We start from the raw sequence: 23,018 nt of genomic DNA, 5'->3' as shown, positions 1-23,018 counted from the left end.
CCTCATAGAACCAATTTTGTTTCACCATAAAAAAGACAATCGGAGACACGCCATCATGGCTTTGGATTTATTCGTCGTCCTCATCTACGCCGCCGGCATGCTCTTGCTCGGCTACTTTGGCATGCGCAAGGCCAAGACCAACGAGGACTTCCTGGTCGCCGGGCGTAACCTAGGCCCGAGCCTGTACATGGGCACCATGGCTGCGACCGTTCTCGGCGGCGCGTCCACCGTCGGCACCGTGCGCCTGGGCTACGTGCACGGCATCTCCGGTTTCTGGCTGTGCGCGGCACTGGGTTGCGGCATCGTGGCGCTGAACCTGTTCCTCGCCAAGCCGCTGCTGAAACTGAAGATCTACACCGTTACCCAGGTCCTGGAAAAACGCTATAACCCGATGGCCCGCTCGGCCAGCGCGGCAATCATGCTGGCCTACGCGCTGATGATCGGCGTGACCTCGATCCTCGCCATCGGCACCGTGCTGCAAGTGCTGTTCGGCCTGCCGTTCTGGATCTCGGTACTGCTCGGCGGTGGCGTGGTGGTGATCTACTCGGCCATCGGCGGCATGTGGTCGCTGACCCTGACCGACATCGTCCAGTTCATCATCAAGACCGTCGGCCTGATGTTCATCCTCCTGCCAATCTGCCTGTACCGCGTCGGCGGCTGGGACGAACTGGTGCTGAAACTGCCGGCCACCGCCTTCAGCTTCACCACCATCGGCTGGGACACGATCATCACCTACTTCATGATCTACTTCTTCGGCATCCTGATCGGTCAGGACATCTGGCAACGGGTGTTCACCGTCAAGAACGAAAAAGTGGCTCAGTACGCCGGTAGCTTCGCGGGCATCTACTGCATCCTTTACGGTCTGGCCTGTGCCCTGATCGGCATGGCGGCGCACGTGCTGATCCCGGATCTGGACAACGTCAACAACGCCTTCGCCGCCATCGTCAAACTGTCGCTCCCGGATGGCATCCGTGGCCTGGTGATCGCCGCTGCCCTGGCCGCGATGATGTCCACCGCCAGCGCCGGTCTGCTCGCCGCTGCCACCACCCTGACCGAAGACCTGCTGCCGAAACTGCGTGGCGGCAAACAGTCGAGCCTGGGGGTAAACCGCCTGTTCACCCTGCTGACCGGTGTCGTGGTGCTGGGCATCGCGCTGGTGGTCAACGACGTGATCAGCGCCCTGACCCTCGCGTACAACCTGTTGGTGGGCGGCATGCTGATCCCGCTGATCGGTGCGATCTTCTGGAAACGCGCCACCACCGCCGGCGCCATCGCCAGCATGGGCCTGGGCTTCGCCACCGCCCTGCTGTTCATGTTCAAGGATGGTCTGGATGCCAACACGCCGATCTACTACAGCCTGGCTGTGGGGCTGGTGAGTTTTGTGGTGGTCAGCCTGATGTCCCGTCGCCCAAACGTGGTGGCCAGCGCGATCTAAGCTGAAGCGGTAGCAACAACTTTCTTCGGCGGGTGTGGCGTCGGTTGCCACACCCGTTTTTTTCGTCTCAAGGAAAGTGCTTATGAAGATTGTTTCTCGCGATCAGTGGTTCGAAGTGCAGCACCTTAGCGACGGCATTCGGCTGATTCACGAGCCGTTCATCCGCCCGTTCTATCGCTGCAACCTGTGGCACGTTCAGGGCCGGGACAAGGATCTGTTGCTCGACAGCGGTTCCGGGCTGGTCAGCCTGCGCGAACAACTGCCGTGGCTGACCGAACGGCCGCTGGTGGCGGTGGCCAGTCATTGCCATTTCGACCACATCGCCGGGCATCACGAATTTACCGAACGGCTGGTGCACCCGGCCGAGGCGGACATTCTGGCGGCGCCGGATGGCGAGAACGATCTGAGCCGGGCCTTCGTCGGCGACGACATGTTCGAAGCGCACCCGGATTGCCCGTTGTGCTACGCCGAATATCGGGTCAAGGCGGCGCCGGCCACTGGTTTTGTCGAGGACGGCGATGTGCTGGACCTGGGCAATCGCACGCTGCAGGTGCTGCACACGCCGGGGCATTCACCGGGCGGGATCAGCCTCTACGAAGCGGCCAGCGAAACCCTGTTCAGCGGCGACATCATTTACGACGGGCCGTTGATCGAGGACGCCTACCATTCCAACCTCGACGACTACGCCGCCAGCCTGCGGCGCTTGCAGGGGTTGAAGATCCGCACGGTGCATGGCGGGCACTTCGGCAGTTTTTCCGGAGAGCACCTGCGCGGGATGATTGACGAATGGTTGCGCCGGCACGCTTGAGGCCTGCTGTACTTCAGTCAGATCAACCACAATAAAAATCTGCCATGAGAAGAGCTGCCGTGCGTGCTGCCGTGCACCGCTTCATCCTGCGCCTGCTGGAAAATCGTGAATTCGACGACCACACCAGCCTGGCGCAACTGGGGCTGGAAAAAGCGGATATCGAGGATCTGATCTTCCATCTGGAAGATGAATTCGGACTGACGGCCTTCACCGCCGAAGAGGATCGGATGCTCAAGACTGCGAAAACCGTGAATGACCTGAGCCGGTTTCTGATGGAAATCGGGCGTCACTGAAAACAAAAGATCGCACCCGGCCGCCACTCCATGGAGCGACGGCCGGATGCGATCTTTTGTCGTTTAAATCCTTTGATCCTTCAAAGCGGGGCATTACCGCCGACGTGGCTGACGCCGACGCTGTTCGTCATCGGTGCGAATCGGGACCGGTTGCAGAGGCGGTTCGATCAAGCCGAGGGCAACACCCAAATCGTGCAGCCAGTTTTGAATTTTCTCTTTCATCGTCATGCCCCCTTCAGGGTGGTGCTGAGCGTCCGGAATTCTGAGGCCGCTTCGCACTGATAATAGTCCGAAGTCCTACGCAATGCTCGGCCAAATCCGCAATGATCTGTTACTGAATTGATCCAAATCCCTGACCGTTCGTTCAAGCCGTTTCCCGCACGTCCTCGCCAGCCACGGGATAGAGCGCCTGCTGCTGTTCAATCCACGCGTTGAGGTTGGCACCGACCATGCCCCGGCGCCACATGAGCCATGTTGTCGCACTGGCAAAAGGTTCGGCCAGCGGATGCACCGCCACGCTTTCGCGCCCCGGCAGGCTGGCGAGCATCGACTCCGACATCAGCGCCACACCGCTGCCGGCAATCACGCAGGCGAGCATGCCCTGATAGGACTCGATTTCCATCGCCCGGCCCATCGCCGCCTGGTAGTGGGCGAACCACGCTTCCAGCCGTGCGCGATAGGCGCAGCCATGACGAAAGGTGAACACTGCGCGCCCTTCGACATCCTTGGCGCTGCGCACCGGCGGGTGATCGGCCTCGCTGATCAGCACCAGTCGCTCGTTGCACAACGGCACGCCGTCGATCCCGGCCAGTTGCGGCGGGCCGTCCACCAGCGCGGCGTCGAGGCGCCCGGTGAGCAGGCCTTCGAGCAACTCGCCACTTGGCCCGGACTGCACCTGAAGATTCACTGCCGGATATTGCTTGTGATAGCGCGCCAGCAGCGCCGGCAAATGGATCGCGGCGGTGCTGTACAGCGTACCGAGCACGAAATCCCCCGCCGGCTGCCCGCCCATCACCGCCGCGCAGGCCTGATCGCGCAAGGCGAACAGTTTGCCGGTGTAGTCCAGCAGGACTTTTCCCGCAGGCGACAACTGCAAACGCTGACGCTCACGGACGAACAGTTCGACGCCCAGTTGCTCCTCCAGTTGTTTAAGCCGGGTCGACAGGTTCGACGGCACCCGATGCAAACGTTCGGCGGCGCGGGTGATCGAGCCCTCTTCCGCAACGGCCTGGAAGATCCGCAATTGGCTGAACTCCACAACCTTTCTCCTGAACAGAACAAGTTACTCACTATTATTCAATTTTAAAGAAAGTCAATCAGTCCTAGCCTTACGGTCATTGAACCTCCAACGGAATTCAGACCATGTCACCGCTGATTCGCTTATCCGCCTGTTTCGTTGCCCTGATGATGGCCATGGGCATCGGGCGTTTCGCCCTCACCCCGCAACTGCCGCACCTGCTCAGCGAACGCCAGATCGACCTGACCGCCGCCGGTCTGATTGCGGCGGCCAACTACCTTGGTTACCTGCTCGGTGCGGTGGACGCGATGTTTTCCCGGCGGCCGGATCAGGTACAGCGACGCCTGCACGGTGGCTTGTGGTTGTGTGTGCTGCTGACACTGGCGTCGTTCTGGGCCAACGGTTTCTGGTCGCATCTGTTGCTGCGGTTCGGCACCGGAGTGGCCAGCGCCTGGGTGCTGGTGATGATTACTGCGTTGAGTCAGCCACTGGCTGCGGCGGCGGGTCGCCCACGGTTGGGGGCGCTGGTATTTGCCGGGCCGGGGTTGGGGATTTTTCTGACTGGGCTGTTGGCGCTGTTCTCACATCTGGCGCAGCAGACTTCCGCGACTCTGTGGCTGATCTATGCCGCCGTGGCGCTGGTGATGTTGCTGGGGATCGTGCGGATCCTGCCGCAACCGGGTGTCGGCGTGCCGGCCGCGCCGACTGCGGTCGGTTCGTCAAATCGTGGAATTGGACGTTTGGCGGTGGTGTATGCCTTGTACGGCGTGGGCTACATCATTCCGGCCACGTTTCTGTCGCAAATGGCCAACGCGCAGTTTCACGGGCAGTGGCAGGCGGATCTGTTCTGGCCGTGCTTCGGCCTCGGCGCTGCAATCGGGGTGCTGCTGGTGAGTTTGCGTCGGCACGATCCGGAAACCACCCGGCACTGGTTGATGGCGACGTTGTGGCTGCAGGCCGCCGGGGTGTTCGCTTGTCTGCTGGGCAGTGGCCCTGGTCTGGCGCTGGGCGTGATCCTGTGCGGCACGCCGTTCCTGGCCTGCATGCAACTGGTGATGCAACGCTCCCGGGAACTGGCGCCCCACGCCACCCAGCGCAACGCCGGCCTGCTCACTGCGTGCTTCGCCGTCGGCCAGCTCAGCGGGCCGTTGCTGGCGGCGGTCAGCAGCCATTTCAGCGGCGGCCTGCAACCGGCGCTGGTGATCGCCGGCAGCGGCCTGCTGATTGCCGGCGGTCTGGCGTGCAAATCCGTTACGGCTGGCCGAGGGCTTTGCGCAAACGCCGACGCACCCACTGTTCCGCGCTGACGAAGGTGATGCCGAGTAACACCAGCACGGCACCGACGATGAAGTTCAGGCTGAGTTCTTCGCCGAGCAGCACTACGCCGAAGGTCACGCCGAACAATGGCGTCATGAAGGAAAACACCGCGAGGTTGGCCGCCAGATAACGGCGCAGCAGCCAGAACCAGGTCAGGTAACTGAAGAACGACACCACCAGCCCCTGAAACAACACGCTGCCCACCGCTACGACGGTCAGGCTGACGTGGGTGATCTGGCCGCTGAGCAACGCGATCAGCAGCAGGCCGATGAAGCCGACGATCAGTTGATAGAACAGGGTCAGGGTCACCGGCGCTTCCGACAGACGCGAGGCGCGCACCACCACGGTGGTCGCGCCCCAACTGGCACCGGCCAGCACGCCGAGGGCATCGCCCATCAACATGCGGCGGTCGAGGTTGTCCCACGACACGCCACCGGCAAATGCAATGGCAATCCCGACGAACGCGAGGAAAATCCCCAGCCATTGCACCGGGCGCAGACGCTCGCTCGGCAACAGGAAATGCACACCCAGCGCGGTGAAGATTGGTGCGGTGTAAAGGAACACCGACATGTGCGCCGCCGTGGTCAACTGCAAGCCTTCGGAGATGAACAGGAACTCCAGACCGAACAAGGCACCGGCCAGCAAGCCGCCGCGCCAGGTAGCACCGACCTGATCCCAGCCGCCCTTCCAGCAGATGAGCAGTCCTACCAGCAACGCGGAAATTCCCGACCGCCCCGCCGCCTGCATCACCGGCGCAATGTCGGTCGCCGCCCATTTGATCATCACCTGCTGCACGCCCCAGATCAGGCACAGGCCGATCATCACTTGCAGGGCAAACCCGTCGGCACTGCGCCGACTGGCGCTCACCTCGACACCTCGAACACACACGACATGGCAGTTTTTCCAATGGTCAAACAAAGCCCCGGCTCTTTGTCCGGGGCTAAAAAGGATGGCAGGGATTATCAACCAGTCGGACAGAAATTGCCGCCCGGCAAAGACATGCAATTGCCCTGTTGCGTCATGCCCGCCGTCAGCCTCGGCGAGCGGCCCAAAACCCGACCGTACAGGCCAGCGCCGTGGCAAACGTCCCCCAGGCCCAATCAATCAGCGACACCTGCATCGACCAGCCGCGCAAGGTCGCCCAATTGGTCAGGTCATAGGTGCCATAAGCCACCAGCCCGAGCAGCGCGCCCATCCGCGCGGCGCGTTGCCAGGTCAGCGACGGCAGCACCACAAACACCACACAGCCGAAAACGTACAGGCAATAAAAAACCGCTGCCGGTACCAGCAACGGTTTTTCGAGCATCAGCGAACCGAGCAGCTCACGATAGGTCGGCGCCATCAGCACGCCGAGCCAGAGCCCGTCGAGCAGAAGAAACGTCAGCAGTGTGGCAACGTAGGCAATCAACGCTTTTTTCATCTGCCGATCTCAAGTAAGCCCATGCAACATGGGCCACGCAAGACTCAGGTTAGTTCAATGCGATCGGCATGAATGACGATCTGACCGTTCTTGTACAACGAACCGATGGCCTTCTTGAAATTGCCCTTGCTGACACCGAACAGGCTGCTGATCAGCGCCGGATCGCTCTTGTCGCTGACGGCCAGGGTGCCATCGTTTTCGCGCAACTTGGCGAGGATCTTCGAGTTGAGGCTGCTGGCCGCTTCCTGCCCTACCGGTTGCAGACTCAGGCTGATCTTGCCGTCGGCGCGCACTTCCTTGATGAAACCTTTCTCGCGCATGCCGGAACGCATGAACTTGAAGATTTCATTCTTGTGAATCAGACCCCAGTGCTTGTTGTTGATGATCGCCTTGAAGCCCATGTCGGTGGCTTCGGCGACCAGCAGATCAACTTCCTGCCCAGCGCTATAGTTGGCCGGGGTCTTGTCCAGATAACGATCCAGGCGCGCGGTGGCGGTGATGCGGCGGGTGTGCTTGTCGAGGTAGACATGCACCACGCAGTACTCTCCGGCGGTCATCTGGCGTTTTTCTTCGGAGTAAGGCAGCAGCAGATCCTTCGGCAGGCCCCAATCAAGGAACACGCCGATGCTGTTGACTTCAACAACTTTCAAACTGGCAAATTCACCGACCTGAACTTTTGGTTTTTCAGTGGTGGCAATAAGTTTGTCATCACTGTCCAGATAAATGAAAACATTGAGCCAGTCTTCATCTTCGCTAGGAATATCTTTGGGGATATAACGGTTGGGCAAAAGGATTTCGCCGTCGGCACCGCCGTCCAGATATAAACCGAAGTTAGTGTGTTTAACCACTTGCAAACTGTTGTAACGCCCGACTAAAGCCATTTCCAATACCCTCATTGCGTGGGCGGCATTCTACCCGGTTTTGCCGTGCTGGTTGGCCGTCCGATCGGCCGGCCGCGCGAAAATCTGTGGTAAGCCTTGATTCTCCTGGATTTCGCGTTGGATGGACGCCGCTCGTCAGGCCAGCGTGACGGCTATCACGCGTTCCCGACAGCGCCGAACATCATGGAATCGCCTAAATGTTGTTATTTAAAACAGCAGGTTAGCGGGATATTTCGAATAATTAATCACGAATAATCCACCCGCCCACTGGGTTATTCCGGGGGATATTTACCAAGCAATTGTCAAGTTATTCCTGTACGATGCCTGGCCGAGTTACTTTTCTACAGGTTAATGGCCGCCATGCGTGTAAAAGCATCCTCCAGCAAAGCAAAGCCAGCTCCAGCCGTTGAAACCAGCGAATCGATCAACGATCAGATCGCGGCATTCCTCAAGTCCGGCGGCGAAATCCAGCAAATTGCCAAGGGCGTCAGCGGCCAGACGTTCGGCCCGTCCAAGCAGATCAGCCTGGGCAAGAAGTAACACCCCCGCAGCACACCAGTCCAAAGGCGCTTTGAGCTTCGAAGCGTCTGGACCGGATCCCTCGCAAGACCTCTCTCGCGTTTAATCAAACCTGTAAAACAGCAGAAATCGACGAACGGCCCTCGATGCCGATCATTCGCCGGTATCCTTGCACGCGTCTGGATCAAGCGTTTCAGCAGGCTTTATCGCCCTGCGCTCGCTGCTCAAGGAGTGACGCATGCTCAAATCATCCTGTTTATTGCTTGTAGGCCTGCTGGCGAGCACGGCCGCGCACGCGCAGATTTTCCAGCGTGAACTCGGTGACTTCGACCTCAAGCTCGGCACCACGCCCAGCCGCAGCATGGCCCAGGGGCTGGTCAAACCTTCCGCAGTCGGCTCGTTCCACGGCGGTCTGGATCTGAGCCATGACAGCGGCCTGTATGTTGGCCAGTACGCACCGAGCATGGGCCTCACGCCGGGGAAGAATCTCGAAATCGACTCCTACGTCGGCTTTAAACAACCTTTCGATCAGACCCTCGGTTACGAAGTCGGGATGATCCATTACAGCTATCCCAAGGTCGACACCCTCGACAGCCAGGAACTGTTCGGTGGCCTGACCCTGCTCGGCAGCCGGATCGGCATCGCCCTGAGCAACGATCCGGATAAACAGAACAACACCCTGTTTGCCGACCTGGGCGGCAATCAGCCGTTCGGCATCGGGATCAGCATGAAATACACCACCCATCAGCTCAACACGCCGGTCTCGGTGGACGGGGGTTATGTCAGCAGTTTTACCGATTGGTCGGTGAAACTTTCCCGGCCGTTCATGGGCATCGACCTCGACCTGATCTACAGCAATTCGAGCCTCAGCGGCAGCGATTGCTCGGCCTATTCCGGGCATAACAGTCAGTGCGACGGGCTGGTCACGCTCAAGGCCGAACGCCCGTTCTTTTGATGGGCTGAACTGCCGGGGCCATCCTGTGTTCACATGAGAATCAGACCCTCAAGGCTGGCTTTCGCAAGGACTCGCCCATGTCTAGCTGGTTCAAACGCATCGCGATTCTACTGATCCTGACCCTTGCCCTCGGCGCCTGCAGCCGTGTTGGCCTGGCCTATCGCAATCTTGACGTGATCATTCCGTGGACGCTCAGCGACTACCTGGACATGAACGGCGAGCAGAAGGACTGGTTCAACGAGCGACTCAGGGAACACTTGAACTGGCATTGCACCACGCAATTGCCGGGTTATCTCGATTGGCTGGATCGCCTGCAAACCATGGTCGAGACCAATCAGGTCACCGACGCCGCGCTCCAGGCCCGCACCGCAGAAGCCAAGCAGGCGATCGCCGAAACCGCCCGGGAAATCACCCCGTCGGCGATTGAGTTGCTGCAAGGGCTGGATGATCGGCAAGTCGCTGAAATGAACGACGCCTTTGCCAAGGATCTGCAAAAGCGCCAGCAGGAATACCTCAAGCCACCACTGGCGCAGCAGATTGCCGAACGAGGCGCGCGCATGGACAAGCGTCTCAACGATTGGCTCGGCCCATTGAGCGCCAAACAGGAACAGCGGGTGATGGCTTGGTCGACCGCCCTGGGCGATCAGAACACCCAGTGGATCGCCAACCGCGCCCACTGGCAGAAGCAGTTCAGCGCGGCAGTCGCGCAACGCAAAGATCCTGAATTCCCACAGCGGATCGAGACCCTTCTGGTCAATCGCGAGCGTTTATGGACCCCGGATTACCAAAAGGCCTACGCCAATACCGAGGCGCAAGCCCGTTCGCTGTTCGTCGATCTGATGGCAGAGAGCACGCCGCAGCAAAGACAGCGCCTGTTGAAAAAAATCGAGGGGGTGCGCAAGGACTTCAATGACTTGAAGTGCCTGAAGGCTGCGCAAAAAAGCTGAGATCACTGAAAAACCCGTGTGGGAGCGAGCAAAATCGCTCCCACATTTTTTTGTGCAAAGCCTCAGGCAATCTGCGCCTTGGAGGCCACCTCATCGAATGTCAGCTCATCCAGCGCATCTTCCTGCTCATCGAGCACCTGACGCGGATGATCGTTGCCGGGAATGCTGCTGTCGATCAGGCTCAACAGGCTGGAACCACGCGGGGTCAGGCTGAAGTTGTTGCCGGTACTGCCTTCATCTTCGCCACGGGGCTCGATGTAGCCGCGCTCCAGCAGCAGTTTTTCGTAGTCGCAGGCGAGCGTTTTCAGGTGATCCAGATTCTCGATCGGCTCGCCCGCCGCCGCTTTTTCTGCCGCATAGTCTTCGGCGAATGACCGTGGCGCGAAGCTGTGGCCCGCGCCGTTCTGCACTTCATGCAGCAGGCGCTCAATCAAATCCCAGTTATAAGTCGTCATCCTGATTCAACCTCCGGTGCGCGTGATTTTTTGGCGCGTTCACAGGTTGTGACCGGAGCGCTGCGTCACCGTTCAGGATTATTCGGCGCCCCGACCGACCGGCGGTCTGTCGATTTCCCGGGTGGTTGAACGACTAGTCTGAGACAGACGGTTTCAACCCCCGCAGGAGAAATCATCATGAACGTTGAGAATCATCCGGTGGTGTCGCGCGAAGCATGGCTCGCCGCCCGCAAGCAGCATCTGGCCGATGAAAAGGCCTTCACCAGGGAACGCGACCGCCTCAGCGCCAAACGCCGCGCCCTGCCTTGGGTGAAGGTCGACAAGGATTACCGCTTCATGGGCCCGAACGGCGAATTGAAACTTGCCGACCTGTTCGGCAAACACAGCCAGCTCGTCGTTTACCACTTCATGTTCGCCAAGGGCTGGGAGGAAGGCTGCCCGGGCTGTTCATTCCTCAGCGACCACATCGACGGCGCCAACCAACACCTGGCCCATCACGACATTGCGCTGGTGGCGGTGTCCCACGCACCGTTCGCCGAATTCCAGGCCTTCAAGCGGCGGATGGGCTGGACATTCGACTGGGTGTCGTCGGACGGTTGCGATTTCAACTACGACTTTGGCGTGTGCGCCCGTGCTGAGGATGTCGACGCTGGCAAGGCTACGTACAACTACGAAAAGACCGACAGCGTCGAGGAAGAAATGCCCGGGCTCAGCGTGTTTTATCGCGCCGACAACGGCGACATTTTCCACACTTACTCAACCTATGCCCGCGGCCTCGACCTGTTGGTCGGCGCCTACAACTACCTCGACCTCACGCCCAAGGGCCGCAATGAGGACGAGATCATGGAATGGGTGCGGCACCATGACCGGTATGAGGGAGAAACGAAATCCAGTTGCTGCCATGGAGACTGAGCCCCTAACACACTGAACTTTTCACGGTTGAAAACCCTCAACCGGTTAACCCGCCTTAACCGGAACTGAGGCCTGCCCCCATGAAAACCCTGCTCAAGCTCACCCTCGCCACCACGCTCGCCTGCGCCCTGCCCGTCTGGGCTTGTACGCCGGAAGAAGCCACCACCAAACGCGAGCAACTGGCCAAAGAAGTCGCGAAGCTCACCGAGCAAAACCCGGCCAAGGCCAAGGAGATCAACGCCGAGTTGCAGAAAATGGACCTGGGCACGGCCTCTGCCGATCTGCCGGACAAATGCCAGTTGATCGATCAGCGCTTGAAGGAACTGGGTTCGGCCGAGAAGAAAACCGAGGGATAGCACCCGCGCAGACAACGGCAGGCTTTGGTATCGATCCGGCTGGATCGATACCAAGGCCTGCTTTCTTTTGTCCTTAAATTTGCATTGGTGCATTTTGTTATTTGCACAAATGCATATTCACACCTAGGGTTACCCCGAGCCTGATCGGAACCGGCCATCGGAGATGGCAACCCTTTAGCACCGATCGCTCGGCAATAGCGTTATCCCGCAAACGCGGAACGTTTGTTTTCATTCATGGAGGATTGAAAAATGTTAACCACTGAGACAACGGCATTCACTGGCAACACCCTGCCCGAATGTCTGATCAGCCATCTGCTCGACCCGGAACTGGTCGAGGTCGAGGCAGCTGTTCAACAACGCGCCCTCGCGGCCGCCAGCCTGAACTTCATCATGCAGCAACAGACCCAGACCAACTGGTGCTGGGCCGCCGCTTCCGCCTCGGTCGGCAATTATTACGGCACCGGGTCCTGGACCCAATGCGCCGTTGCCAGTGCCGCGCTGGATCGCAATTGCTGCAATCAACCGGGGCCGTGCAACGTGTACGGCTATCTGGACGTAGCGCTGAAGATCACCCGCAGTTTCAACGGCATGAATTCGGGCTCGCTACAGATGTCGGCCATCCAGAACCAGATCAACATGGGTCGCCCGATCGGCCTGCGCTGTGCCTGGTACGGTGGCGGTGCGCACTTCCTGGCGATCTATGGCACCAACGGCAATTACGTGCTGGTCGCGGACTCGATCTACGGCTATTCGACCCGCGCGCTGAGTGCCTTCCCCGGCTCCTACAACGGCGGCGGTAACTGGACCCACACCTACTTCACGGCGAAAAACCAGGGGGCGGCATCATGAAACTGACTTATCCAAAAGCGCCTTCCAACGGCGTCCAGACCTTGCGTCCGGCCCTGCAGGCCGCGTTGCAGACCCAGGGTTTCGGCGTCAATCGCCAGTTCGCCAGCGCCGCGCCCACCGGGATCAGCCTCAGCGAGGCCTATCGCGGCTACTCGCTCAGTCTGGACGACTTGAGCCAGGGCAAAGGCCTGAAAAACGCCCGAGTCGGCGACTGGCATTACCTGGTGTTTTCTGGCGGGGTATCAATTGCCGATGCGCAATTGGCCGAAGTACGCGGTCACGTCGAGTTCGCCTCGCTGAACCACGGCAACCTGGCGGCCGCCACGGTCGGTGCGCTGAAACTGGCGGAACAATCACCGCAGCTGAAGGGCAAAACCGTTGAGCTGCGGATGCTGTTTGTGTCGTCGCTGCACTTCGTGGCGATCTGGCTGCATGCGGCGGACGAAGACGTGCTGATCCCGATCGAGCCAACGCCAAAAGAGCTGGCACTGACCGGGCTGTACAGCGAGGCTGCCCTGCTCGCACAGCTCAAACCGGCGGCCGATCAGGCCAAGCGGCGTTTTGACGCCGACACCACTGGCCTGCTGGGCAGTTGATAAACCCAGGCAATAAAAAACCCGGACCGTGCCCGGGTTTTTTATTGGTTGCCTGAAACTGCTTATTCAGCCGCTGGTGCTGCCGGCTTGCGGCGTTTCAGCGGGGCCATGCCGTCGCTGCTCACCAGTGCGTCCGGCTTCGGACGGTTGGCGCTCTTGCGCTTGGTCGGGGTCTTGGCGGCAGTTTTCTTCTTGTCGCCCTTGGCGTCGGTCTTTTTCTTCTTCACACCGACGGCCTTGCCCGAGGCCTTGACCTTTTTCGGTCCGCCGTAGGTGCCTTTGACTTCCTTGATGGTACGGCGCTCGAAGCTCTGCTTCAGATAGCGCTCGATGCTCGACATCAGGTTCCAGTCGCCGTGGCAGATCAGCGAGATCGCCAGACCGTCGTTGCCGGCACGGCCGGTACGACCGATGCGGTGCACGTATTCGTCGCCGCTGCGTGGCATGTCGAAGTTGATCACCAGATCCAGGCCGTCAACGTCCAGACCACGGGCCGCCACGTCGGTAGCCACCAGGATTTTCACGCCGCCCTGCTTCAGACGGTCGATCGCCAGTTTGCGATCCTTCTGGTCTTTCTCGCCGTGCAGCACGAACGCCTTGTATTCCTGAGCGACGAGGCGACCGTAGATGCGGTCGGCCATGGCCCGAGTGTTGGTGAAGACGATGGCCTTCTGGTAGGTCTCGTTGGCCAGCAGCCAGTTCACAATCTGTTCTTTGTGCTGGTTGTGGTCGGCGGTGATGATCTGCTGACGGGTGGTGTCGTTCAGTTGGCTGACCGCGTTCAGCTGCAGGTGCTCGGGGTTGTTCAGCACCTTTGCGATCATCTCGCGCAGGCCGGAACCGCCGGTGGTGGCGGAGAACAGCATGGTCTGCTGACGGTTCGGGCATTCGTCGACCAGACGCTGCACGTCTTCGGCAAAACCCATGTCGAGCATGCGGTCGGCTTCGTCGAGCACCAGCACTTCGACTTCTTTCAGGTCGAGGTTGCCGGCGTTCAGTTGCTCGATCATCCGGCCCGGGGTGCCGATCAGGATGTCCGGCACCTTGCGCAGCATGGCGGCCTGGACCTTGAAGTCTTCACCGCCGGTGATCAGGCCGGACTTGATGAAAGTGAACTGCGAAAAGCGCTCGACTTCCTTAAGGGTCTGCTGGGCCAGCTCGCGGGTCGGCAGCAGGATCAGGGTCTTGATGCTGACGCGAACCTTGGCCGGGCCGATCAGGCGGTTGAGGATCGGCAGGACAAAAGCGGCGGTCTTGCCGCTACCGGTTTGCGCCGTCACCCGCAGGTCACGCCCCTGAAGCGCCAGCGGAATGGCCGCGGCTTGCACAGGCGTTGGCTCGACAAATTTCAGCTCGGCCACGGCTTTGAGCAGGCGTTCGTGCAGGGCGAATTGGGAAAACACGGGTGCTACCTCGAAGATATGCAAAAAATCAGCTGCATAGGTTACCGGTTTCGAGCGCTCAGGCCGAGTTTCTTTGTGAAATCCGCCGTAATCAGTGGCTTTTTTGTTGCTCGATTTGTCTCCAACGGTAATACACAGCGTCTTAAATGCTCTAATCGCCCGTCGCGTCTCACAGAAGAATCGTTTCGCTCATGGATTTCAAACAGCTCTGGCTCAACGCCCAAGACCTCTGGGGTGCCCTCGATCAGCACCCGCTCCTGCACGCCGGCCTGGCGCTACTCCTGTTGTTGGTGATCGCGCTGGTGCTCGGACGAGTGGCGCGCTACCTGATCCTGCATGCCAGCCGCATGCTCGGTCGCCAGCCTGCGTTGCACTGGATCAACGACTTTCGCCATAACAAGGTGTTTCAGCGTCTGGCGCAGATGACGCCGTCGCTGGTGATCCAGTTCGGCCTGCACCTGGTGCCGGAACTGAGCAAGACCGCCATGGTGTTCCTCGGCAACGTGGCCCTGGCGTTCACCATTCTGTTCCTGCTGCTGTCGGTCAGCGCCCTGCTCAACGCACTGCTGGACATCTACGCCCGCACCGAACACGCTCGCACCCGCTCGATCAAGGGTTATGTGCAACTGGCGAAAATGGTCCTGTACGTGTTCGGCGCGATCATCATCGTCGCCACCCTGATCGACCGTTCGCCGCTGTTGCTGCTGTCGGGTCTGGGTGCGATGTCGGCGGTGATCCTGTTGGTCTACAAGGACACCCTGCTGTCGTTCGTGGCCAGTGTGCAACTGACCAGCAACGACATGCTGCGGGTCGGCGACTGGATCGAAATGCCGCAGGTCGGCGCCGATGGCGACGTGGTCGACATCACCCTGCACACGGTCAAGGTGCAGAACTTCGACAAGACCATCGTCTCGATCCCGACCTGGCGCCTGATGTCCGAATCGTTCAGAAACTGGCGCGGCATGCAGCAGTCCGGCGGGCGGCGGATCAAGCGCAGCCTGTTCATCGACGCCAGCGGTGTGCGCTTCATCCGCGACGATGAAGAGGAGAAACTCTCCCAGGTGCACCTGCTGACCGCCTACATGGGCCGCAAGAAAGCCGAGCTCAAGGCCTGGAACGAGGCGCAGGGCAATGTCGCGGCGATGTCGGCCAACCGTCGGCGCATGACCAACATCGGTACGTTCCGCGCCTATGCCTTGGCTTACTTGAAGAGCCACCCGGAGATCCAGCCGAACATGACCTGCATGGTCCGCCAGATGCAGACCACCGCCCAGGGCATTCCGCTGGAAATCTACTGCTTCACCACCACCACGGTTTGGGCCGATTACGAGCGGATCCAGGGGGATATTTTCGATTACCTGCTGGCGGTGCTGCCGGAGTTTGGCTTGAGCCTGTATCAGCAGCCGAGTGGTGGGGATTTGCGTTCCGGGATATTGCCGGCAGTCCTTGGCGCGAGCCATATTCCGGAAGCCGAAAAACATCTGATGTAGAGCTTTCTTGAGCTCAACAAAAAAGACGCAACCCAGGTTGCGTCTTTTTTTGTCCCGCCGATTTATCAGGCCTGCCGCTGCGGTGCCTTGTGCACCATGGTGTAGGCGTAATCGACGCCCATGCCGTACGCACCGCTGTGTTCCAGCACCAGGTCCATTACCGCCTGATAAGTGTCTTTGTGCGCCCAATCACGCTGGTACTCGAGCAGCACCTGTTGCCAGGTCACCGGCACCGCACCGGCCTGAATCATCCGCTGTACCGACATGTCGTGGGCTTCTTTGGTGGTGCCGCCGGACGCGTCGGTGACAATGTACACCTCGTAACCTTCGGCCAGGGCTTCCAGGGCCGGGAAGGTCAGGCAGACTTCGGTCCACAGCGCGGCGATGATCAGTTTCTTGCGGCCGGTGGCCTTGACCGCGTCAACCAGCGCCTTGTCTTCCCAGGAGTTCATCGAGGTGCGTTCGATCGGTTTCTGCTCAGGGTGTACCGCCAGCAGTTCCGGCCAGATGTAGCCGCTGAAGCTTTCGGTTTCGACCGAGGTGTAAATGGTCGGTACGTTGAAGATCTTGGCAGCCTTGGCCAGGCCGACGGTGTTGTTCTTCAGGGTCTGGCGGTCGATCGACTGTACGCCGAAAGCCATTTGCGGCTGGTGGTCGATCAGGATCAGGGCGGAGTTGGTTGGGTTCAGCAGTTCACGGATAGACATGGCGCGTTCCTTTTGATGTCGATTCAAAGTTTCGATCAGGTATTGGTGAGTCGAGGCGGCTTGCCGTCTTCGGCGTTGTTGTCTCGGCTTGGATGTCACTTTAGGGGCTAGCCGATAAAGGGACAATTCCCTAAAATCGAGAATCATTGATTCTAAAATAGGGACAATCATGGATCGCATCGAATGCATGCGCGCCTTCGTGGTGACGGTCGGCGAGAACGGCTTCGCAGCCGCCGCCCGGGCCATGGACGTGCCCCGCTCGAAAGTCAGCAAACAGATTCAGGCGCTGGAAGAAGCCATCGGCGTGCAACTGCTGCAACGCACCACCCGCAGCCTGCACCTGACCGAAGCCGGCGCCGAGTATTTCGAAGCGGCGCGGGAAGTGATTGCGGCACTGGACGAGGCCGAACAGCGAGCGCGGGACGGGGTGGGCGAATTGCGCGGGGTGTTGCGGGTCAACGCACCGATGTCGTTCGGCCTGCGACGGCTGGGCAAGCTGATTCCGCTGTTCCACGAGCAGCACCCGAACATCGAGCTGCAACTGGTGCTCAGCGACCAGCAGGTCGATCCCGTGCGCGGCGGGTTCGACGTGACCATCCGCATCGCCAGCCTGCCCGACTCGACCATGATCGCCCGGCAACTGGCGCCTGCCCCACGAATCATGGTCGCCTCCCCCGCTTATCTCGAACGGGCGGGCACGCCGCAGACTCCGCAGGATCTGCGCTCACATCAATGCTTGAACTACGGCTATCTGCAGAGTGGCGTCAGCCTGCAACTGTGCAACGGCAAGGAGACCCAGCGCGTCAACGTCACCGGGCCGTTGCACGCCAACAATGGTGACTTGCTGGCGCAAGCGGCCGAGGCCGGGATGGGCATTGCGCTGCTGCCGGACTTCATCGTCGAAGAGGCGCTGGCGGCCGGGCGGCTGGTGCCGGTGCTGTGCGAATGGCAAGCCCCGGCGATCACCATCAACGCGGTGTATTCGTCAGCGCGGCGGGTGCCGCAGAAGACCCGGGCGTTTATCGAGTTTCTGGTGGGGCAATTGGCGCCGGAGTAGTGCCGGCTTCCTGGGCAAACTCCAGTGGATTCCTGAACATCACATACACAGGTTCCAGGCCCGAATCGGCAGGGAACACCACGACATAGTCATCGTAAGCAAGCGTTGCCGGAGCGGTGAATGTTTCCAGTAATGGCACCGGCGATGATCGAACCGTGCCCAGTCGATAATCAGCAATGGAGGTGGGTGGCCGGAAAACCTCCAGCGTGTCCGGATGGCACCAGCTCACAGTGATGGGTGTGGCTCCATCGGCGGTGAAACGGTAGGTTTGAGAAGACTCATTCCAGATCGCGGAGCGAACTCTTACGCCAGACGCCGTAATTGCAACACTGCTCGGTGCCAGTTCCACCTGAAACAAGGTTTTGATTTCTCTGACGCCCTGCGACAGGGTGCCGACCGGCACGGCATAAGTACCGCTAGTCATTCTGAACGGAACATTGACCCTTCCAAGGGTTGCCGCCAGAGACAACCAGTCCGTTCCTTCAATCGGCAGAAATTCCGCCAGAGGAACGCAAACTCCATAACGGCCAACTTCCGCTCGGCTGCGAAAGTCGAACCGTAGCACTGCCGCATACTGAACTTGATCGGTCCGGGCGTTTGAAGTGATCTGCCAGGTGAACTCTGCCACCGCCGAGCGAATGGCTTTTTGCAGATCGACACGAGGTCCTTCCAATGTTCGTGAAAGTGCGCCATCGACCAGGATTGCCGGGCGTGCATTGACGAAAGCCAGCGGGGCAAACAGCTGCCCTCCGACCTGCGCGGGCCCGAGTTGCTGCTGATCGCGTAGACCAACAAGTTGAGTCTGCGCCGTAGACAACAGCGCTTCGGCCTCAGTTTGAAGCTGTCTGAGACGCGCATTAAGTTGATTCAACTTCGCCCCATAGCCGTCATAAACAGCACTGATCTGCTGCGCAATACCTTGCCACTGTCCTTTTTCCGCCCGAGCGTACGTGACTTCGCGCTGTGCATTGTCTCTTTTGAGTTGCACGCGCAGCTTCCAGAATTGATAGCGTTGCAGGGCAAGGCGGGACTCAAATTCGCTTCCCTCCAGCGCACGTATATCCAGTTCTCGTTGAGCAATGAGCACTTGCGTACTCAGTTGCTGGCGCAAATGGCTGATGCGCAGTTGCAGATCCGCGAGTGCCGCCTGGGCGGCGCGCTCGGAAACGGCCAGATCGGCAATGATTTTTTGCACCTCAGCCTGAGTCTGGGCAATGCGTTGTCGGATTATCTGCGCTTGGTCCAGCGGCGCCCGTGGCCCTTGCGCAGGCGCAACCGCCGCAGAAGCGGCCTGCCCTTTGAACGCAACCCGGCCCTGTTTGCGGTGCCAGTCTTTGACGTAGTAAACGACCGAGCCACTGGAGTTCGGATTGGGATCATCCTCGGGGTGATAGAACAACAGATCGGCCCCTTTGGGATGACCTGAAATCCGGTCGAAATGATTGATCAATCGGTCGTGATCCGCTTTGGGCATATCGACGGCCCAGATCCGCTCGACCAGTGCCAGGAACTCCGGCTCGGTGTAATCGCCGAGGGTTGGTTTGAGTTTCATGGTTTTTAACTTCCTTGTAGGTCCGCATGACACCGGAGGGCATTCAAGCGAATGCCCTCCGTCCTTGGTCACTTGCTTCAAAGTTACTCAGGTTTGAAGCCAGGTTTGTTATTGAGCGCGCGCCACTCTTTCACTTCTTTCAGAATGCCTTCGGGGCTGTCTTCACGTCCTTCCTTGGGGTAGAAGATGACGTCCGAGCGGTCGGGGTGTTCGGTGACAAGCTCGAAATGTGTTACGCGTCTCATCATGTAGCGATCAAACTCGTCACCAGACAGTTCCTCTCCGCCCTCAAAAAGCTCTGTAAGAAACGCTCGGAATTCGGACTCTGTGTAGTCTTCGATACGTGCAGTATTTTTCATTGCATATCCCTTTCCTTATGAAAAATCATTCTGGCTTAAATCCCCGCTTATCGCTGAGCACGATCCATTCTTTCACGACACGCAGAACACCTTCAGGCGAACTTTCCTGCCCCTCTTTCGGGTAAAAAATCACATCCGAGCGATCAGGATGCTGCGTCACCCGCTCGAAGTGTTCTACTCCCTTGATTATAAAAGCGTCGTAATCGTCAGCAGACATATCATCTCTTTCTTCATAAAGAGCGCGCAGAAACTCTAAAAACTCCACCTCGGTGTAGTCTTCAAGATTGTCTTTAAAAATCACAACATATCTCCGGAAAACACCATTCAGACACTTAGTTTTGCTACTTTTCCACCATGGTAAAAACCAACGTTTTGACTTGCATGTCAGCGGTGTATTGAAACACCACCTTTTTACCTGGATAGGTATTTTGATCGAGTAGATAGGATTCCCAACCTCCAGTTTGACCCATTGGCTTGGGCATCTTTATCGGCCCCCGGGTCTCCATAGCCGCTCCGAAAATTGCATGAACATCGGTTTGTGTCATAACCGACTTGAAGGGCGTTGGAAGATCACCTTCGTAAATGACAGTCATAGGCATCGTTTTGACCAAGGTGATAAATACGCTCTCCAGCTTCTTGGACTCGGCGAGAAATGTCAGCTCCACCCCGTTTTCAATCTCAAGATCTTGCAAGTCACACCCCGGATATAGCTCCACCAGAGGCTGTTCATCAAGCAACCCCTGTGTGACTAGAGCGCCAAAAGGAAGCCCTACACCTGCAATAAGCTCACTAATCTTCAAAGAATTCATCAATACCACCCCTGCTCTTTGTGAAGACCATGTAGTTTTTTACGTCCAGCTTCAACTTCCGCCTCAGCAAACCCTGCTTCCAACAATCCAGTTTTTATCGCATCAAAATTCTGATCGACTGAACTCTCGATATTGATCGCATCTTGTCCTTGTTTTGAAGAGGTATTACGCCCCCCCGTAGGTTTCACTAAATTTTCGATGCACATTAAACGGTATGGCAATGCTAGGAGCCCGTTGAAGAAAATTTCGACGCTCACGCGGAGACATATGGGGAAAATTATTCCGCAGGTACAACTCCAATGCCTTCTGCGAAGGAATATGGTCAATATCCAACCCATCCCCCCTGCTTCGCCCACTGAGTTCGTTGTACGGCCCGACCTCCAGCGGCTCAACCGGTGGACCGGCAAACACCAGATCCGGTGAAGGCAGCTCCATATCCCCCGGGAACCCCGGAATACTCGCACCCGCCTGCCCTTCATCGACAGCCGGAAACGTCTCGTTTGCCGGTAGGATCGGGATGAACGGGTTGCCGGGATAAGCCGTGGGTGTCGACGGGGAAATCGGTGTGGTGGTCGGCCCGAGGTGTTCGCTGCCCGGCGGCACCAACGGGGTCCAGGTTCCAATGCCCACTGTAGGAACCGGCCATGGCTGAACGGCGGGTAGAACACCACGTCGTCCGTGGGCACTTTGCGGCGCGACGATGCTGACCCGGTCAAGATTGAACGGGTTTTCGCCGACTGATGCATCGTCCTGAAAACGCAGTTCGAACTCGCGGCGTTCTCCCACCCATGTGCTCTTCGGCGCATAGGGGGCGAAACCTTGCTCGACGCGTTTTTTGTTGACCTTGTCGAATTGGCTGGTCAACGCGGATTGCTCACCGAGTGTTTGCCACAACACTTGGTCAAACGCGCCGAACGACTGAATCTCCCGCCCACGCAACTGGTCGCCGATCTGACTGGGAATGGCTGCACCGGTGCTGCGGCTGGCGGTGTTCCACCAGTCAGCCGTCGCGGGTTGACCGTTACCGGTGACAACGCCCGCGCCCAAGGGTGGCAAGTTGAAGGACAGGTACATCGGCGCCGAACCCGGCACGCAGATAATGCAGTCCTGAATGCGCAGGTCGACGCCCTTCGGCAAGTCCTGAACAACCGGTGGCAGCAGCGCTATCCGGCCCTGACTCGGAACCTCTTTGGTGATGCTCGCATCGGGCGTGAACTGCAGGTGTCGGGGTGGTGAACCGGGGACTTCTGCGGTGTAGTTGCCCGTCAGCGGATCAGGCACCGCATTGATGACCGGCACACTGGGGCTGATCTCGTTACCGGTGGTGACGGCAATGACGGCGGTGCCTTGCGCAACGGCCTCAGGCTTGAGCCGATAAGGCATGTCCACCGACCCGCCGGAATCGGCTATCGAGCGCAGCGTCTGCTCATCAGAAAGCCCCAGCACCTCGGCAGGCACGGCGACAGACTGAAACAATCGTCGTCGCTGCTCCGGCGTCAGTTCTCCATCACCCAGCGTTGGCGAATACACCAACCCGCCGATCAATACCGTGGACGGATGGGGAACCAGCATGGCGAGGGGAAGGTGTTTGACCGCTTGCCGTACACCTGCCTCGATGAGTGCACCCGCTTGCTGGGCGACGAGTGCTCCGGAACGCGTCAACACCATCGCGCCGTGCGTCATCGACGACATCGGAACGGTCAGCGTATTGGCCTGCCGGGTTCGACTGACCCGCGCATCTTCATCGGCCTGTTGCTTGAATCGAACCCGTGCCTCGCGTTGCGCAGCGTATTGGCGCTGAGCCTCCCAAACCGCTTCCCTTGCACGCCAGACCACGGTCTGCTCGGCGTGATGCCTGCCTAGAGCTGCGGACTTTTCCCGCAGGGCATGGATCTGCGAGGTAAGTAATCGCGCCTCATGGGCGGCGGTGTAAGCGCTTTCCCAGGTCCGGTGGCCGTCGTCGAGCGCCTGGCCGAACTGGCCGAGTCGTGTCAGGTAATCGTTGGAAGTTCGAATCAGCGGATCCTGACCATCGAAGGCGCGGGCGGTCGCGTTCTTTGCATCGAGGTCTACGGATTTGCGGGCAATCAGCCCGTCGATTTCATTTTTTTCCTTGGTAATCAGGTAGAGCTGCCAGCGCTCGCTGTAGCGGCTGTCAGGGGCCCTGCGCGCCGCCAAAATCTCCTGATCCAGAAGCGGCGCAAGTTGCCTGGTCCTTTCGGCAAAGCGACGATCGACCTCGGCCCTGATGGCGTCATGTCGCTGAACCAGCCCCGCCAAAAACTGCCTGTGCGCCAGTTGGCGGGCCTGTTCCTGAGCCTGTGCGGCGGCGGCCTGTGCCTGGTTTGCAGCTTCCTGTGCCTGAGCCGCCGCTTGGGCTTGCTCTTGCTGTTGTTTTTGCCGGTGCGCCGCCTTGGCCCGCGCCCGAGCCTTTTGTTTGCTCTTGCTGACCTTGCCGAAGCCGCCCGAAACCCCGCCACCGCCACCAAAACCACCACCCGAGCCGCCACCCGAAGCAGGCGGCCCGGTTCGGATGACGACGCTTCCCGACGTTCCATCGTTGAAATTGTTCTGTGCCATACAGTCACTCCTTGTCTGTAGGGCACAGCGTGTCGATCAAGCGGTAGTCAGGTGCGGTACATAGTTATCGCGGTGGAAATA

At 59.2% G+C, this 23,018-nt stretch carries 27 protein-coding genes; 13 read left to right on the top strand and 14 right to left on the bottom strand.

Annotated elements, in window-relative coordinates; translation table 11 throughout:
• The first annotated feature begins 55 nt into the window (after positions 1-55).
• The 3 genes from ACM6JM_RS19215 to ACM6JM_RS19205 all read left to right on the top strand — a co-directional run bounded on the left by ACM6JM_RS19215 (position 56) and on the right by ACM6JM_RS19205 (position 2,536).
• Complete coding sequence (locus ACM6JM_RS19215) at positions 56-1,435, top strand: sodium:solute symporter (RefSeq protein ID WP_039772536.1); 1,380 nt, start codon at positions 56-58, stop codon at positions 1,433-1,435.
• An 82-nt stretch (positions 1,436-1,517) separates the two neighbouring features.
• The gene (locus ACM6JM_RS19210; protein ID WP_414882344.1) at positions 1,518-2,243 is read left to right on the top strand and encodes an MBL fold metallo-hydrolase; all 726 of its coding nucleotides are present in this window, start codon (positions 1,518-1,520) and stop codon (positions 2,241-2,243) included.
• A gap of 44 nt (positions 2,244-2,287) precedes the next feature.
• Positions 2,288-2,536, top strand: a complete 249-nt coding sequence (locus ACM6JM_RS19205) for a phosphopantetheine-containing protein (protein ID WP_039772540.1) — start codon at positions 2,288-2,290, stop codon at positions 2,534-2,536.
• A gap of 93 nt (positions 2,537-2,629) precedes the next feature.
• Here the strand turns inward: ACM6JM_RS19205 and ACM6JM_RS19200 are convergent, their stop codons facing one another.
• Both ACM6JM_RS19200 and ptrR read right to left on the bottom strand, forming a co-directional pair.
• Positions 2,630-2,758 carry a PA1414 family protein gene (locus tag ACM6JM_RS19200; RefSeq protein WP_003184145.1) on the bottom strand — a complete coding sequence of 43 codons (129 nt, stop codon included), beginning with the start codon at positions 2,756-2,758 and terminating at the stop codon, positions 2,630-2,632.
• A gap of 142 nt (positions 2,759-2,900) precedes the next feature.
• The gene (ptrR, locus tag ACM6JM_RS19195) at positions 2,901-3,794 is read right to left on the bottom strand and encodes a putrescine utilization regulator PtrR (RefSeq protein WP_074691146.1); all 894 of its coding nucleotides are present in this window, start codon (positions 3,792-3,794) and stop codon (positions 2,901-2,903) included.
• A gap of 104 nt (positions 3,795-3,898) precedes the next feature.
• Between ptrR and ACM6JM_RS19190 the strand changes: the two genes are divergently transcribed.
• Positions 3,899-5,080, top strand: a complete 1,182-nt coding sequence (locus ACM6JM_RS19190) for an MFS transporter (RefSeq protein ID WP_163974268.1) — start codon at positions 3,899-3,901, stop codon at positions 5,078-5,080.
• On the opposite strand, the gene ACM6JM_RS19185 is transcribed toward ACM6JM_RS19190, so the two are convergent.
• The 3 genes from ACM6JM_RS19185 to ACM6JM_RS19175 all read right to left on the bottom strand — a co-directional run bounded on the left by ACM6JM_RS19185 (position 5,025) and on the right by ACM6JM_RS19175 (position 7,391).
• Entirely contained in the window at positions 5,025-5,957 is a 933-nt protein-coding gene (locus tag ACM6JM_RS19185) for a DMT family transporter (protein WP_039772543.1), read from the bottom strand. The genes ACM6JM_RS19190 and ACM6JM_RS19185 overlap by 56 nt on opposite strands.
• A gap of 163 nt (positions 5,958-6,120) precedes the next feature.
• On the bottom strand, positions 6,121-6,510 hold the full coding sequence (locus ACM6JM_RS19180; protein ID WP_414882343.1) for a DUF2177 family protein: 390 nt from the start codon (positions 6,508-6,510) through the stop codon (positions 6,121-6,123).
• 44 nt (positions 6,511-6,554) lie between these two features.
• Complete coding sequence (locus ACM6JM_RS19175; RefSeq protein ID WP_064594229.1) at positions 6,555-7,391, bottom strand: S1 RNA-binding domain-containing protein; 837 nt, start codon at positions 7,389-7,391, stop codon at positions 6,555-6,557.
• Positions 7,392-7,742: 351 nt separating this feature from the next.
• Here ACM6JM_RS19175 and ACM6JM_RS19170 point away from each other — a divergent pair, with 351 nt between their 5' ends.
• The 3 genes from ACM6JM_RS19170 to ACM6JM_RS19160 all read left to right on the top strand — a co-directional run bounded on the left by ACM6JM_RS19170 (position 7,743) and on the right by ACM6JM_RS19160 (position 9,812).
• Entirely contained in the window at positions 7,743-7,931 is a 189-nt protein-coding gene (locus ACM6JM_RS19170) for a hypothetical protein (RefSeq protein WP_170844885.1), read from the top strand.
• Positions 7,932-8,148: 217 nt separating this feature from the next.
• Entirely contained in the window at positions 8,149-8,865 is a 717-nt protein-coding gene (locus ACM6JM_RS19165; protein ID WP_039772546.1) for a TorF family putative porin, read from the top strand.
• Positions 8,866-8,942: 77 nt separating this feature from the next.
• Positions 8,943-9,812 (top strand): DUF6279 family lipoprotein, encoded by an 870-nt coding sequence (locus ACM6JM_RS19160; protein ID WP_414882342.1) that lies wholly within the window; start codon positions 8,943-8,945, stop codon positions 9,810-9,812.
• A 62-nt stretch (positions 9,813-9,874) separates the two neighbouring features.
• Here ACM6JM_RS19160 and ACM6JM_RS19155 read toward each other — a convergent pair whose 3' ends face one another.
• A complete protein-coding gene (locus tag ACM6JM_RS19155; protein WP_039772548.1) occupies positions 9,875-10,267 on the bottom strand; it encodes a hypothetical protein in 393 nt (130 codons plus the stop codon).
• A gap of 177 nt (positions 10,268-10,444) precedes the next feature.
• Between ACM6JM_RS19155 and ACM6JM_RS19150 the strand changes: the two genes are divergently transcribed.
• The 4 genes from ACM6JM_RS19150 (at position 10,445) to ACM6JM_RS19135 (ending at position 12,980) form a co-directional block, all read left to right on the top strand.
• Positions 10,445-11,179, top strand: a complete 735-nt coding sequence (locus ACM6JM_RS19150; protein ID WP_039772549.1) for a DUF899 domain-containing protein — start codon at positions 10,445-10,447, stop codon at positions 11,177-11,179.
• An 80-nt stretch (positions 11,180-11,259) separates the two neighbouring features.
• A complete protein-coding gene (locus ACM6JM_RS19145) occupies positions 11,260-11,535 on the top strand; it encodes a hypothetical protein (RefSeq protein ID WP_085666745.1) in 276 nt (91 codons plus the stop codon).
• Positions 11,536-11,784: 249 nt separating this feature from the next.
• Positions 11,785-12,384 carry a papain-like cysteine protease family protein gene (locus ACM6JM_RS19140; RefSeq protein WP_163974261.1) on the top strand — a complete coding sequence of 200 codons (600 nt, stop codon included), beginning with the start codon at positions 11,785-11,787 and terminating at the stop codon, positions 12,382-12,384.
• Positions 12,381-12,980 carry a hypothetical protein gene (locus ACM6JM_RS19135; protein WP_039772551.1) on the top strand — a complete coding sequence of 200 codons (600 nt, stop codon included), beginning with the start codon at positions 12,381-12,383 and terminating at the stop codon, positions 12,978-12,980. Before ACM6JM_RS19140 ends, ACM6JM_RS19135 begins: the two co-directional genes overlap by 4 nt.
• Before the next feature lie 62 nt (positions 12,981-13,042).
• On the opposite strand, the gene ACM6JM_RS19130 is transcribed toward ACM6JM_RS19135, so the two are convergent.
• Positions 13,043-14,383 carry a DEAD/DEAH box helicase gene (locus ACM6JM_RS19130; RefSeq protein ID WP_011332966.1) on the bottom strand — a complete coding sequence of 447 codons (1,341 nt, stop codon included), beginning with the start codon at positions 14,381-14,383 and terminating at the stop codon, positions 13,043-13,045.
• 191 nt (positions 14,384-14,574) lie between these two features.
• On the opposite strand from ACM6JM_RS19130, the gene ACM6JM_RS19125 reads away from it, so the two are divergent.
• Positions 14,575-15,873: a mechanosensitive ion channel family protein gene (locus ACM6JM_RS19125; RefSeq protein WP_064594211.1), complete on the top strand. Its 1,299-nt coding sequence runs from the start codon at positions 14,575-14,577 to the stop codon at positions 15,871-15,873.
• 65 nt (positions 15,874-15,938) lie between these two features.
• Here the strand turns inward: ACM6JM_RS19125 and ACM6JM_RS19120 are convergent, their stop codons facing one another.
• A complete protein-coding gene (locus ACM6JM_RS19120) occupies positions 15,939-16,580 on the bottom strand; it encodes a hydrolase (protein ID WP_007956548.1) in 642 nt (213 codons plus the stop codon).
• Positions 16,581-16,749: 169 nt separating this feature from the next.
• On the opposite strand from ACM6JM_RS19120, the gene ACM6JM_RS19115 reads away from it, so the two are divergent.
• Positions 16,750-17,637, top strand: a complete 888-nt coding sequence (locus ACM6JM_RS19115; protein WP_210711170.1) for a LysR family transcriptional regulator — start codon at positions 16,750-16,752, stop codon at positions 17,635-17,637.
• Here the strand turns inward: ACM6JM_RS19115 and ACM6JM_RS19110 are convergent.
• The 6 genes from ACM6JM_RS19110 to ACM6JM_RS19085 form a co-directional block, all read right to left on the bottom strand.
• Positions 17,600-19,189, bottom strand: coding sequence for a bacteriocin immunity protein (locus ACM6JM_RS19110; protein ID WP_414882341.1), 1,590 nt, complete (start codon positions 19,187-19,189; stop codon positions 17,600-17,602). The genes ACM6JM_RS19115 and ACM6JM_RS19110 overlap by 38 nt on opposite strands.
• Positions 19,190-19,272: 83 nt before the next feature.
• Positions 19,273-19,548, bottom strand: coding sequence for a bacteriocin immunity protein (locus ACM6JM_RS19105; protein ID WP_103385759.1), 276 nt, complete (start codon positions 19,546-19,548; stop codon positions 19,273-19,275).
• Between the two features lie 25 nt (positions 19,549-19,573).
• Complete coding sequence (locus ACM6JM_RS19100; protein WP_103385760.1) at positions 19,574-19,849, bottom strand: bacteriocin immunity protein; 276 nt, start codon at positions 19,847-19,849, stop codon at positions 19,574-19,576.
• A gap of 40 nt (positions 19,850-19,889) precedes the next feature.
• Positions 19,890-20,357, bottom strand: coding sequence for a DUF6392 family protein (locus ACM6JM_RS19095; protein WP_103385761.1), 468 nt, complete (start codon positions 20,355-20,357; stop codon positions 19,890-19,892).
• Entirely contained in the window at positions 20,357-20,545 is a 189-nt protein-coding gene (locus ACM6JM_RS19090; protein WP_414882340.1) for a hypothetical protein, read from the bottom strand. The genes ACM6JM_RS19095 and ACM6JM_RS19090 overlap by 1 nt, the downstream gene beginning before the upstream one ends.
• On the bottom strand, positions 20,523-22,937 hold the full coding sequence (locus ACM6JM_RS19085) for an S-type pyocin domain-containing protein (protein WP_414882339.1): 2,415 nt from the start codon (positions 22,935-22,937) through the stop codon (positions 20,523-20,525). Before ACM6JM_RS19085 ends, ACM6JM_RS19090 begins: the two co-directional genes overlap by 23 nt.
• Between the last annotated feature and the right edge of the window lie 81 nt (positions 22,938-23,018).

It is taken from the genome of Pseudomonas sp. IT-P2 (genome assembly GCF_949767575.1).
GTDB classification, from domain to species: Bacteria; Pseudomonadota; Gammaproteobacteria; order Pseudomonadales; family Pseudomonadaceae; genus Aquipseudomonas; species Aquipseudomonas pharyngis.
Note: the sequence above shows the minus strand (reverse complement) of the source record. Positions and strands in the feature narration are given on the sequence as shown.

What these genes read in the sequence shown, in the direction of transcription:
- ACM6JM_RS19215 (WP_039772536.1), top strand. Translation starts at nt 56, where the DNA reads ATGGCTTTGGATTTATTCGTCGTCCTCATCTACGCCGCCGGCATGCTC.
- ACM6JM_RS19210 (WP_414882344.1), top strand. Translation starts at nt 1,518, where the DNA reads ATGAAGATTGTTTCTCGCGATCAGTGGTTCGAAGTGCAGCACCTTAGC.
- ACM6JM_RS19205 (WP_039772540.1), top strand. Translation starts at nt 2,288, where the DNA reads ATGAGAAGAGCTGCCGTGCGTGCTGCCGTGCACCGCTTCATCCTGCGC.
- ACM6JM_RS19200 (WP_003184145.1), bottom strand. Translation starts at nt 2,758, where the DNA reads ATGAAAGAGAAAATTCAAAACTGGCTGCACGATTTGGGTGTTGCCCTC.
- ACM6JM_RS19190 (WP_163974268.1), top strand. Translation starts at nt 3,899, where the DNA reads ATGTCACCGCTGATTCGCTTATCCGCCTGTTTCGTTGCCCTGATGATG.
- ACM6JM_RS19180 (WP_414882343.1), bottom strand. Translation starts at nt 6,510, where the DNA reads ATGAAAAAAGCGTTGATTGCCTACGTTGCCACACTGCTGACGTTTCTT.
- ACM6JM_RS19175 (WP_064594229.1), bottom strand. Translation starts at nt 7,391, where the DNA reads ATGGCTTTAGTCGGGCGTTACAACAGTTTGCAAGTGGTTAAACACACT.
- ACM6JM_RS19170 (WP_170844885.1), top strand. Translation starts at nt 7,743, where the DNA reads ATGGCCGCCATGCGTGTAAAAGCATCCTCCAGCAAAGCAAAGCCAGCT.
- ACM6JM_RS19165 (WP_039772546.1), top strand. Translation starts at nt 8,149, where the DNA reads ATGCTCAAATCATCCTGTTTATTGCTTGTAGGCCTGCTGGCGAGCACG.
- ACM6JM_RS19160 (WP_414882342.1), top strand. Translation starts at nt 8,943, where the DNA reads ATGTCTAGCTGGTTCAAACGCATCGCGATTCTACTGATCCTGACCCTT.
- ACM6JM_RS19155 (WP_039772548.1), bottom strand. Translation starts at nt 10,267, where the DNA reads ATGACGACTTATAACTGGGATTTGATTGAGCGCCTGCTGCATGAAGTG.
- ACM6JM_RS19150 (WP_039772549.1), top strand. Translation starts at nt 10,445, where the DNA reads ATGAACGTTGAGAATCATCCGGTGGTGTCGCGCGAAGCATGGCTCGCC.
- ACM6JM_RS19145 (WP_085666745.1), top strand. Translation starts at nt 11,260, where the DNA reads ATGAAAACCCTGCTCAAGCTCACCCTCGCCACCACGCTCGCCTGCGCC.
- ACM6JM_RS19140 (WP_163974261.1), top strand. Translation starts at nt 11,785, where the DNA reads ATGTTAACCACTGAGACAACGGCATTCACTGGCAACACCCTGCCCGAA.
- ACM6JM_RS19135 (WP_039772551.1), top strand. Translation starts at nt 12,381, where the DNA reads ATGAAACTGACTTATCCAAAAGCGCCTTCCAACGGCGTCCAGACCTTG.
- ACM6JM_RS19125 (WP_064594211.1), top strand. Translation starts at nt 14,575, where the DNA reads ATGGATTTCAAACAGCTCTGGCTCAACGCCCAAGACCTCTGGGGTGCC.
- ACM6JM_RS19120 (WP_007956548.1), bottom strand. Translation starts at nt 16,580, where the DNA reads ATGTCTATCCGTGAACTGCTGAACCCAACCAACTCCGCCCTGATCCTG.
- ACM6JM_RS19115 (WP_210711170.1), top strand. Translation starts at nt 16,750, where the DNA reads ATGGATCGCATCGAATGCATGCGCGCCTTCGTGGTGACGGTCGGCGAG.
- ACM6JM_RS19110 (WP_414882341.1), bottom strand. Translation starts at nt 19,189, where the DNA reads ATGAAACTCAAACCAACCCTCGGCGATTACACCGAGCCGGAGTTCCTG.
- ACM6JM_RS19105 (WP_103385759.1), bottom strand. Translation starts at nt 19,548, where the DNA reads ATGAAAAATACTGCACGTATCGAAGACTACACAGAGTCCGAATTCCGA.
- ACM6JM_RS19095 (WP_103385761.1), bottom strand. Translation starts at nt 20,357, where the DNA reads ATGAATTCTTTGAAGATTAGTGAGCTTATTGCAGGTGTAGGGCTTCCT.
- ACM6JM_RS19085 (WP_414882339.1), bottom strand. Translation starts at nt 22,937, where the DNA reads ATGGCACAGAACAATTTCAACGATGGAACGTCGGGAAGCGTCGTCATC.